The organism is Streptomyces sp. WAC06614, from assembly GCF_003949795.1.
Classification (GTDB): Bacteria; Actinomycetota; Actinomycetes; order Streptomycetales; family Streptomycetaceae; genus Streptomyces.
In genome coordinates, this window is sequence record NZ_RPRY01000259.1 from 1 (window position 1) to 10,124 (window position 10,124).

General features: G+C 73.9%; 10 protein-coding genes. 3 read left to right on the forward strand and 7 right to left on the reverse strand.

Annotated elements, in window-relative coordinates; all coding sequences use genetic code 11:
- Nucleotides 1–130: 130 nt before the first annotated feature.
- Entirely contained in the window at nt 131–2,008 is a 1,878-nt protein-coding gene (locus EF918_RS26750) for an anthranilate synthase family protein (RefSeq protein ID WP_125651354.1), read from the forward strand.
- Here EF918_RS26750 and EF918_RS26755 read toward each other — a convergent pair.
- The 6 genes from EF918_RS26755 to EF918_RS26780 all read right to left on the reverse strand — a co-directional run bounded on the left by EF918_RS26755 (nt 1,986) and on the right by EF918_RS26780 (nt 7,563).
- Entirely contained in the window at nt 1,986–2,381 is a 396-nt protein-coding gene (locus tag EF918_RS26755) for a hypothetical protein (RefSeq protein WP_125651344.1), read from the reverse strand. The genes EF918_RS26750 and EF918_RS26755 overlap by 23 nt on opposite strands.
- 79 nt (nt 2,382–2,460) lie before the next feature.
- Entirely contained in the window at nt 2,461–3,498 is a 1,038-nt protein-coding gene (locus EF918_RS26760) for a 2-hydroxyacid dehydrogenase (protein WP_260610708.1), read from the reverse strand.
- Between the two features lie 103 nt (nt 3,499–3,601).
- On the reverse strand, nt 3,602–4,633 hold the full coding sequence (locus EF918_RS26765; protein ID WP_125651346.1) for a 6-phosphofructokinase: 1,032 nt from the start codon (nt 4,631–4,633) through the stop codon (nt 3,602–3,604).
- A 155-nt stretch (nt 4,634–4,788) separates the two neighbouring features.
- The gene (locus EF918_RS26770; RefSeq protein WP_125651358.1) at nt 4,789–5,433 is read right to left on the reverse strand and encodes a response regulator transcription factor; all 645 of its coding nucleotides are present in this window, start codon (nt 5,431–5,433) and stop codon (nt 4,789–4,791) included.
- Nucleotides 5,434–5,525: 92 nt separating this feature from the next.
- A complete protein-coding gene (macS, locus tag EF918_RS26775) occupies nt 5,526–6,740 on the reverse strand; it encodes a MacS family sensor histidine kinase (protein WP_125651348.1) in 1,215 nt (404 codons plus the stop codon).
- A 49-nt stretch (nt 6,741–6,789) separates the two neighbouring features.
- Nucleotides 6,790–7,563 carry a 1-acyl-sn-glycerol-3-phosphate acyltransferase gene (locus EF918_RS26780; RefSeq protein ID WP_125651360.1) on the reverse strand — a complete coding sequence of 258 codons (774 nt, stop codon included), beginning with the start codon at nt 7,561–7,563 and terminating at the stop codon, nt 6,790–6,792.
- 157 nt (nt 7,564–7,720) lie between these two features.
- Between EF918_RS26780 and EF918_RS26785 the strand changes: the two genes are divergently transcribed.
- Nucleotides 7,721–8,536, forward strand: coding sequence for a carboxylesterase (locus tag EF918_RS26785; RefSeq protein WP_260610709.1), 816 nt, complete (start codon nt 7,721–7,723; stop codon nt 8,534–8,536).
- Nucleotides 8,529–9,170, forward strand: coding sequence for a hypothetical protein (locus tag EF918_RS26790; protein ID WP_125651350.1), 642 nt, complete (start codon nt 8,529–8,531; stop codon nt 9,168–9,170). The genes EF918_RS26785 and EF918_RS26790 overlap by 8 nt, the downstream gene beginning before the upstream one ends.
- A gap of 51 nt (nt 9,171–9,221) precedes the next feature.
- Here the strand turns inward: EF918_RS26790 and EF918_RS26795 are convergent, their stop codons facing one another.
- Nucleotides 9,222–9,977, reverse strand: coding sequence for an endonuclease/exonuclease/phosphatase family protein (locus tag EF918_RS26795; RefSeq protein WP_125651352.1), 756 nt, complete (start codon nt 9,975–9,977; stop codon nt 9,222–9,224).
- Nucleotides 9,978–10,124 lie beyond the last annotated feature (147 nt).

Sequence of the window (10,124 nt, forward strand, 5' to 3'; positions counted from 1 at the left end):
TCGTGAGACACCGGGCGGCCAGGTGAGGCGAACCATCGAGTGCAACCGCCTGAAAGCCATACCCGGCGTCTCTGGATCTCCAAGACCTTACGACTGGCCTCGATCGACCCATCAACAACGTAGGACCCGCCTGACCGCCGCCGACTGCCCGCCGTTCGCCCTGCTCAGGCGGCGCACGCCCGGCCGGGACCACGACACCGTCGAGGTGCTGCTCGGCCCCGTCCACGAGGCGCAGCGCCTCGCCGACCTGCCCGTGGGCCCGGCGCCCGTCCTCGCGCTGGTGCCGTTCCGGCAGATCCGTGAGCGCGGGTTCGACGTCCACGACGACGGCACCCCGCTGAGCGTGCTGGTCGCCGAGGAGTCCTACGAGCTCCCCCTCGACGAGGTCCTGGCCGCCCTGCCCGACCACGCCGTCACCGTCGAGCACGGCGGCTTCGACGTCCCGGACGCCGCGTACGCCCGCACGGTCGAGCGGGTGATCGAGGACGAGATCGGCCGCGGCGAGGGGGCGAACTTCGTCGTCCGGCGCACCTACCGCGGCCGGATCCCCGGCTTCGGCCGGGCCGACGCGCTCGCGCTGTTCCGCCGGCTGCTGCTCGGCGAACGCGGCGCCTACTGGACGTACGTCGTCCACACCGGAGACCGCGTGCTGGTCGGGGCGAGCCCGGAGGTGCACGTGCGGATGGCCGGCGGCACGGTGGTGATGAACCCGATCAGCGGCACCTACCGCTATCCGGCCGCCGGGCCCACGCCGGAGTCCCTGCTGGCCTTCCTCGGCGACCGCAAGGAGACCGAGGAGCTGTCCATGGTGGTGGACGAGGAACTGAAGATGATGTGCACGGTGGGCGACCGCGGCGGGGTGGTGGTCGGCCCCCGGCTGAAGGAGATGGCCCATCTCGCGCACACCGAGTACGAACTGCGCGGCCGCACCTCCCTGGACGTGCGCGAGGTGCTCAGGGAGACGATGTTCGCGGCCACCGTCACCGGCTCGCCGGTCGAGAACGCCTGCCGGGTGATCGCGCGCCACGAGCCGGTCGGCCCGGACGGCGTCGCCCGCGGCTACTACGCGGGCGCCCTGGCCCTGCTCGGCACGGACGCGGCCGGGGCGCAGACCCTGGACTCCCCCATCCTGATCCGGACCGCCGACATCGCCCCGGACGGCACCCTGCGGGTGCCGGTCGGCGCCACGCTGGTGCGCCACTCGGACCCGGTGGCCGAGGTCGCCGAGACCCACGCCAAGGCGGCCGCCGTACTGGCGGCGCTCGGGGTGCGCCCGGCCGCGCCCCGCCCGGCCGCCGGCGGCGCCCGGCTCGCCGACGACCCCCGGGTGCAGGCGGCGCTGGCGGCCCGCCGGCAGGATCTGGCGCCGTTCTGGCTGCGGATGCAGGAGCGGCCGCAGGAGCCGGCCGGCCATGCGCTGGTGGTGGACGGGGAGGACACGTTCACGGCGATGCTCGCGCACGTGCTGCGGGTGTCCGGGCTGGAGGTGACCGTACGCCGCTACGACGATCCCGGGCTGCGGGCGGCGGTCCTGGCCCACCCCGGCCCGGTGGTGCTGGGCCCGGGTCCGGGGAACCCGGCCGACGCGGACGACCCGAAGATGCGGACGATGCGCGCGCTGGCGGCGGACCTGCTGGCCCGGCACCGGCACGGGGTGCTGGGGGTGTGCCTGGGCCACGAGCTGCTGGCCGCCGAGCTGGGCCTGCCGCTGGTCCGCAAGGCGGAACCGGCACAGGGCGCGCAGACCCGGATCGACTTCTTCGGCGCCGCCGAGGTGGTCGGCTTCTACAACACGTTCACCGCCGCCTGCGACGACGCGCTGGCCGAGGAGCTGGCCCGGCGCGGCGTGGAGGTGGCCCGCGACCCGCGCACCGGCGAGGTGCACGCGCTGCGCTCGGCGGCGGGTTTCGCGGGGGTGCAGTTCCACCCGGAGTCGGTCCTCACCCTGCGCGGCGCGGACCTGGTCCGCGACCTGCTGGCGGGGGTCACCGCCCCCAGCCCGGTGTGACCGGGGCCCCGCCCCGGCCCTGACGGGGCCGGCGCCACCCGGCCTCCGGTCCCTGGCCCGCCGCCGCGTACCGGCGGAGGGCCAGGGACCCGCGGACCTCGCGGAGGGCCTTGGCCGCGAGGACGACGGCGACCAGCACGCCTCCGGTGACCGCGACGGGCCCGCCGGCGAGGGCGACACCGAGGCAGAAGACCAGCCCGGCGCCCTGGTCGGCGACGTCCAGGCGGAGCTCGGCCCGGCGCACGGGCGCTCCGTGGCGGCCGGGCCGCTGCGGCGCCCCGGGCCGCAGGCGGCGTACGACGACCACGAGCATGACCGCGTTCAGGACGGCCAGGCCGAGGAAGACCCAGCGGAAGGGTTCGACGATCTCCACGGGCCCGAACCTGGGCGACCGCCCGACGGGCCGGGTGGCCGGGGTACGAACGGAGGACGACGTCCGGGCCCGCATCCCGTCAGGCGGGGACGAGGGTGTTCTCGGAGCGGCGGCCGGCGAGGTGGTCGGCCACGTTGCGGACGGTGGCGCGGACGATCTGGCCCACCGCCTCCTGGGTGTAGTACGCCTGGTGGGAGGTGACCAGGACGTTCGGGAAGGTGACCAGCCGGGCCAGGGTGTCGTCCTCGACGGCGTCCAGGGACCGGTCGTGGAAGAACACCCCGGCCTCCGCCTCGTAGACGTCGAGGCCCACGCCCGTGAACCGGCCCGCCCGGAGCTGCGCGACCAGCGCCTCGGTGTCGATCAGGCCGCCACGGCTGGAGTTGACCAGGATGGCGTCGTCCTTCATGGCGCGCAGTGCCGCCGCGTCCAGCAGGTGGTGGGTGGACTCCAGCAGCGGTACGTGCAGGCTGACCAGGTCCGCCTCGGCGAGCAGCCGCTCCTTGTCCACGTAGGCCATGCCCAGTTCCGCACAGGCCGGGTTCGGGGCGACGTCCCAGCCGAGCAGGCGCATGCCGAAGCCGTGGGCGATCCGCGCGAACGCCTCGCCGATCTTCCCGGTGCCCAGCACCCCGGCGGTGCGCCCGTGCAGGTCGCGGCCCATGAGCCCGTCGAGACGGAAGTCGAAGTCCCGGGTCCGGGTGGAGGCGCGGACGATCCGGCGGTTGACGGCCATCGCCAGGGTCCAGGCGAACTCGGCCACCGCGTACGGGGAGTAGAAGGACACCCGGCTGACGGTCAGACCGAGCTCCCGGGCCACGTCCAGGTCGATGTTGTTGAAGCCGGTGGAACGCTGGGCGATCATCCGTGTCCCGCCGGCGGCCAGGGTGCGCAGGACCGGGCCGCCGAGGTCGGCGTTGACGCTCGTGGAGACGATCGCGTGGCCGGTGGCGATCGGAGCGGTGTCCTCACTGAGGAAGACGTCCAGGCAGCGGACCCGCGCCACGCCCTCGAAGGCCCGCTCGATCAGGGGCCGCTCGTCGGCCTGCACCCCGAACGCCAGGACCTCCGGGCCCGTCCCGTCCACCGCTCCTGCCGCACCTGCCGTGTCCGCCACGTCCGCCCCCCGCTCTGCCGGTTGCCGGTTCACTCCGGGTCGTTCGTCACGATACGACCCGGAGCGTCCGGGGGACGTGCCCCACGCGCGGGGGCGGCGGCGCTCAGCCGAAGAAGACGCCGACCTCCTGGTAGAGGGCCGGGTCGACCGTCTTCAGCTTCGCGGTGGCCTCGGCGATCGGTACCCGGACGATGTCCGTGCCCCGCAGGGCGACCATCTTGCCGAAGTCCCCGTCGCGTACGGCATCGACGGCGTGCAGCCCGAAGCGGGTGGCCAGCCACCGGTCGTACGCGCTCGGGGTGCCGCCGCGCTGGATGTGGCCGAGCACCGTGGTGCGGGCCTCCTTGCCGGTGCGGGACTCGATCTCCTTGGCCAGCCATTCGCCGACGCCGGACAGCCGGACGTGCCCGAAGGAGTCACGGGAGACGGCGTCCTTGAGGACCAGGTCGCCGTCCTTGGGCATGGCGCCCTCGGCCACCACCACGATCGGCGCGTAACTGGCCTTGAACCGCGAGGTCACCCAGGCGCACACCTGGTCGACGTCGAAGCGCTGCTCGGGGATGAGGATGACGTTGGCGCCGCCCGCCAGGCCCGAGTGCAGGGCGATCCAGCCGGCGTGCCGGCCCATCACCTCGACCACCAGCACCCGCATGTGCGACTCGGCGGTGGTGTGCAGCCGGTCGATGGCCTCGGTGGCGATGCCGACGGCCGTGTCGAAGCCGAAGGTGTAGTCGGTCGCCGAGAGGTCGTTGTCGATGGTCTTGGGCACGCCCACGCACGGGATGCCGAACTCCCCGTGCAGCCGGGCCGCCACGCCGAGGGTGTCCTCGCCGCCGATCGCGACCAGGGCGTCCACCTCGTACTTGGCGAGGTTGGCCTTGATGTCGCGCACGCCGTGCTCGGTCTTGAAGGGGTTGGTGCGCGAGGAGCCCAGGATGGTGCCGCCACGCGGCAGGATCCCGCGGACCGCGGGGATGTCGAGGCGGACGGTGTCCCCTTCGAGCGGACCGCGCCAGCCGTCCTTGAAACCGATGAACTCGTATCCGTACTCCTGCACGCCCTTGCGGACGACGCCGCGGATGACCGCGTTGAGCCCGGGGCAGTCGCCGCCGCCGGTCAGCACTCCGACCTTCATGGGATCTCCCTTCGCCATGACGGTCACGCTAGTGGTGACACAGGTCACTCCGCGTGCACGGGAAGGGTCGATTCCGGTGGAAATACGGGGCGTTGTGTACGCCGTTTCACCCGCCGGGGTTACAGGTGGTGCAGGAGTTGAGGGCGGTGCCGGAGTTACACGTCGTCGAGTCCGCGCTCGATGGCGTACCGGACGAGCTCGACGCGGTTGTGCAACTGGAGCTTGCCGAGGGTGTTCTGGACGTGGTTCTGCACCGTGCGGTGGGAGATGACGAGCCGTTCGGCGATCTGCTTGTACGACAGGCCCTTGGCGACCAGGCGCAGCACCTCGGTCTCGCGGTCGGTCAGCTGCGGGGCCTTGGGCTCGTCGGGGGCGGCCGGGGCCGGGTCGGCGGCCAGCCGGCGGTACTCGCCGAGGACCAGGCCGGCCAGCCCCGGGGTGAACACCGGGTCGCCCACGGCGGTGCGGCGGACGGCGTCGATGAGTTCCTCGGCGGCGGCGGACTTCAGCAGGTAGCCGGTGGCCCCGGACTTCACGGCCTCCAGCACGTCGGCGTGCTCGCCGCTGGCGGACAGCACCAGCACCCGCAGGGCGGGGTCGGTGCCGACGAGTTCCTTGCAGACCTGCACCCCGGGCAGGCCGGGCAGGTTGAGGTCGAGGACGAGCACGTCGGGCCGGACCGCCCGGGCCCGGCGGACCGCCTGCGGTCCGTCCCCGGCGGTGGCCACCACCTCGTAGCCGGCGGCTGCCAGGTCACGGGCGACCGCGTCCCGCCACATCGGATGGTCGTCGACGACCATCACCCGCACCGCCCGGCCCTGGTCGTCGCCGGGCCCCGCGGCCGCCACCCGGCCCTCGGCCCCGGCCGGCCCGTGGCCCTGCTCGGCTCCGTTCATCGTCCCGCCCCGTTCCTCGGTACCTTCAACTCGACTTCGCATCCCTGGCCCGGTACGGAGACCAGCTCGGCGGTGCCGCCCAGGTCCCGCAGCCGGCCGCGGATGGACTGGGCCACCCCGAGGCGGCCCTCGCCCGCCGCCTGGTCCAGCCGGCCCGGCGGGATGCCCGGGCCGTCGTCGCGGACGGTGACGACCACCTCGTCCCCCCAGTCCTCGACCAGGATCCAGGCCCGGGCACCCTCGCCCGCGTGCCTGCGCACATTGTCCAGGGCCGCCGCGACGGCGGCGGCCAGCTCCCCGGCCGCACGGGCCGGCAGCACCACCGGGGCGCCCGGCTCGGCCAGGCTCACCCGGGAGCCGGCGTACGGGGCGAGCAGGCTGCGCAGGTCCAGCTCGGCCGCCCCCGCCGGGTCCTCGTCGACCTCGACGGTGTCCACCAGGGCGCCCCGGGACCCGTCGGAGGAGACCCGGGACGGGGGCAGCAGCCCGCTGGAGACCAGGGTGCGCAGCGCCACCTCCTGTTCCCCCGCCATCCGGCCGATCTCGGCGGCCTCGCCACCCAGCTCGGCCCCGCGCCGCTGGACCATGGCCAGGACCTGGAGGACCCCGTCGTGGATGTCGCGGGCCAGCCGCTCCCGCTCGCGGGTGGCCGCCTCGATCTCCAGGGCCCGCGCCAGGGTGGCCTCACTGGCCCGGGCCACCTCGACGACGTACCCGATGGCGACGGAGGCCACCCAGACCAGCAGCACGTTGTGCAGGGTGTCTCGGGTCGGGTCGCCGTGGTGGACGGCGATGTTGGCGGCGGCCACGAAGGTGGAGGCCACGCACGCCCAGCGCCAGCCGCCCTTGAGGGCGAAGGCGAGCACCGAGCCCGCGGTCCAGATGGTCGGCAGGGTGGGCCCGCCGGCCGCGATGCGCGCGGCCGAGTCGGCGAACGGGGTGAGCAGGATGCCCACCAGCGCGACGGTGAGGTCGGCGCCCAGGAAGCGGCGGGTGCAGCCGGCGGCGCCCGCCACCTTGGGCAGGGTGGCCAGGGTCCACACCGCGAGCACGGCCAGATAGCCCGCGGCCACGGCCGGGTGCGGGAAGGAGCGGTGCGCGAAGCCGAAGAGGCCCACCGCGTACAGCATGGTCAGCAGCCGGTAGGCGGTCAGCGCACGCCACAGCGGCTGCTCGACCGACATCCGCACGACACGTTCGCGTCCGGCCATCTCCCCCACCCCACGCCCGGGCGGTCCCCCCGCCCGGGACCGCGCGCCGTTACTGCGCGGCCTCGTCCTTCGCGGCCATCTCGGCCTCCTTGGCCGCCAGCTCCGCCTTGTCGGCCTCCTTGGCGGCCTTCTCCGCCTCCTTGGCCGCCTTCTCGGCGTCCGCGATCTGCCGCTTGGCGGCGGTGGCGTAGATGTCGACGTACTCCTGGCCGGAGAGCTTCATGATCTCGTACATGACCTCGTCGGTCACCGAGCGCAGGATGAAGCGGTCGCCGTCCATGCCCTTGTAGCGGCTGAAGTCGAGCGGCTTGCCGATCCGGATGCCCGGACGCATCAGCTTGGGGACGACCTTGCCGGGCGGCTGGATCTTCTCGGTGTCGATCATCGCGATCGGGATCACCGGAGCGCCGGTGGCCAGCGCCACCCGGGCCAGACCGCCGGGCTTGCCGCGGTAGAGGCGGCCGTCGGGCGAGCGGGTGCCCTCGGGGTAGATCCCGAAGAGCTCGCCGCGCTCGATGACCTCGATGCCGCTCTTGATGGCCGCCTCGCCCGCGCCGCGGGCGCCGGAGCGGTCCACCGGCAGCTGGCCGACGCCCTTGAAGAACGCGGCCGTCAGCTTGCCCTTGACGCCCGGCGAGGTGAAGTACTCGGCCTTGGCGATGAAGGTGACCTTGCGGTCCAGTACGGCGGGCAGGAAGAACGAGTCCGAGAAGGACAGGTGGTTGCTCGCAAGGATCGCCGGCCCCTCGGCGGGGATGTTTTCGAGGCCCTCCACCCACGGCCTGAAGGCGAGCTTCAGGGACCCCCCGATGGAGAACTTCATAGCGCCGTAGATCAACTGATGAGCCTTCCTGTGTCTGTCGAACAGACCTTAACCCCTGCCACCCCCGACGGGGGTGCGACGGCCCTGGTCGGTGCCTGTCCGGTCGCGTACGGTGAAGTCACACAGCGCACCCGCCCACATCCCCAAGGAGATTCTGGTGCCCGTCCTCCCTGGTGCCGAGCCGTTCCGCCACGAGGGCGGAGAGGTCGGTGTCCTCCTCTGCCACGGCTTCACCGGCTCCCCGCAGTCGCTGCGCCCCTGGGCCGAGTATCTCGCCGAACGGGGCCTGACGGTGTCGCTGCCGCTGCTGCCCGGGCACGGGACGCGCTGGCAGGACATGCAGCTCACGGGCTGGCGGGACTGGTACGCGGAGGTGGACCGGGCCCTGCAGGAGCTGCAGGAGCGCTGCACCCGGGTGTTCGTCTTCGGCCTGTCGATGGGCGGCGCGCTGACCCTGCGGCTGGCGGCCCGGCACGGCGACGCGATCAGCGGGATCGTCCTGGTCAACCCGGCGAACAAGGTGCACGACCCGCTGGCCTTCGCCCTGCCGGTGGCCCAGCACTTCCTGCGCTCCACGCCGGGCATCGCCAGTGACATCGCCAAGCCCGGCTCCGACGAGGTCGGCTACGACCGGGTCCCGACCCGGGCCGCGCACTCGCTGCGGCAGTTCCTGAAGCTGGTGGACACCGAGCTGCCGCAGGTGACGCAGCCGCTGCTGCTGCTGCACAGCCCGCAGGACCACGTCGTCCCGCCGGCGGACTCGGCGCGGATCCTGGCCCGGGTGTCCTCGACGGACGTGACCGAGACGCTGCTGGAACAGAGCTACCACGTGGCGACGTTGGACTACGACGCGGAGCGGATCTTCGCGGACAGTTACGCGTTCATCGGCCGGCTGACGGAGAGCCTCTCGGAGGCCGACGAGGCCGGCGAGGCCGACGGAGTCGGCAAGGAGGGAGCGGGGATCGGTGGCTGAACACGAGGAGCCGGACCCGTCCGGCGGCCGTCCGCCGCTGGACGAGGAGGCCGCGTGGGCCGCGATCGTCGCCGGGTACGGCGAGGAGCCGCCGGACCCGCCGGGGGCGCGCCCGTTCAAGCCCATCGAGGACCTGCTGCTGCCCGAGGAGGACGTCCAGCCGGAGCCGCCGGCCGCGGCGAAGGACGCCGGGACCGCCACCGGTACCGGCGACGGCACCGGTGGCGGCGCCGGCAAGGACGCCGAGAAGGACCAGGACGTCCCGCCGCCGGCGCTGGGCAGCTCGGTGACCTTCGCCCCGGGCCTCGGCGGCGCCGGCCTCGGTGGCCCGGGCCCGCGGGACCACTCGCTGGCCGAGCCCTCGGACGAGGATCTGGACGCGGCCGACGAGGGGCACTTCGTCCCGCCCGACCCGCCGCTGCCGGAGGCCGACACCACGGCGAAGTTCGCCTGGCTGGCGGTGGTCGGCGGACCGGTGCTGCTGCTGGTGGCGGTGCTGCTCCAGTGGGAGATGACCTGGTGGCTGACCACCCTGGGCATCGGCGGCTTCCTGGGCGGCTTCGCCACGCTGGTGGCGCGCATGGCCCAGAGCGACGACGAGGACGACGACCCGGGCCGCGGCGCGGTGGTCTGACGTCGGCCGGTGCGGCCCCGGAACCCTGGTGGTTCCGGGGCCGCCGTCGTCTCAGACCCGGGCCGGCAGCCGGAGGGCGGCCAGGACCGGGAGGTGGTCCGAGGCGGCCTTGAGGTCGGCCTCGGTCACACCGGGCAGCCCGAGCGGGACGCCGCAGCCGAGGACCTCCACGTCGCGGGAGGCGAAGACGGCGTCGAGGCGGGTGTCCGGGGCGGTCGCGGGGAAGGTGCGGTCCCCGCCCCAGGGCGCCACCGCCCGGCAGTCCTGGAGGTCACGGGCCAGGCGCCGGAAGGCGGGCCCGTCCGGGCCTTCGTTGACGTCCGCCGCCGCGATGCCGTACGGGGCGTCCATCGCGGCGAGCCGGTCCAGGAGCAGGCCCGCCTGCTCCTGGCGCTCCGCGGCCTGGAGGGAGAGGTGGGCGCAGAGCAGCGCCATCCGGGCCCCGGCGATCCGGACCACGGCGGTGGCGAAGCCGCGGCGGTGCAGGCCGGGGGTGAGCGGCAGCAGGACGTCGTCGGTGCGCTCGACGAAGACGCGCAGGCTGCAGAGGATCAACGGCCCGGCGGCCGTCGCCCCGCCGGTCAGCACCACCAGGTCGCACTTCGCGGCGAGGCGGGCCGCGTGCTTGCGCCAGCGGAAGAAGCGGGGCGCTTCCTGGACGAACACCAGGTCCGGGCCACAGGCCCGGATCACCCGGGCCAAGGCGTCCTCGTCGTCCCGCAGCGACCGGACGTTGTACCCCAACACCCGAACCACCGCGGTCCCGTCCGCCCCGGTCCCGGCTCCCGGCAACCCAAAGTCATCCATACCCCGAACCTATGCCCAACCTGGCCGGGGGCGCCGGAAACCCACCGCCCCCGGCCAGGTTGGGCATAGGTTCGGGGTATGGATGACTTTGGGTTGCCGGGAGCCGGGACCGGGGCGGACGGGACCGCGGTGGTTCGGGTGTTGGGG

Bases quoted from the DNA above. Each gene is read 5' to 3' on its own strand.
- EF918_RS26765 (WP_125651346.1), bottom strand. From the start codon at position 4,633: ATGAAGGTCGGAGTGCTGACCGGCGGCGGCGACTGCCCCGGGCTCAAC.
- EF918_RS26770 (WP_125651358.1), bottom strand. From the start codon at position 5,433: ATGGTCGTCGACGACCATCCGATGTGGCGGGACGCGGTCGCCCGTGAC.
- macS (WP_125651348.1), bottom strand. From the start codon at position 6,740: ATGGCCGGACGCGAACGTGTCGTGCGGATGTCGGTCGAGCAGCCGCTG.
- EF918_RS26780 (WP_125651360.1), bottom strand. From the start codon at position 7,563: ATGAAGTTCTCCATCGGGGGGTCCCTGAAGCTCGCCTTCAGGCCGTGG.
- EF918_RS26795 (WP_125651352.1), bottom strand. From the start codon at position 9,977: ATGGATGACTTTGGGTTGCCGGGAGCCGGGACCGGGGCGGACGGGACC.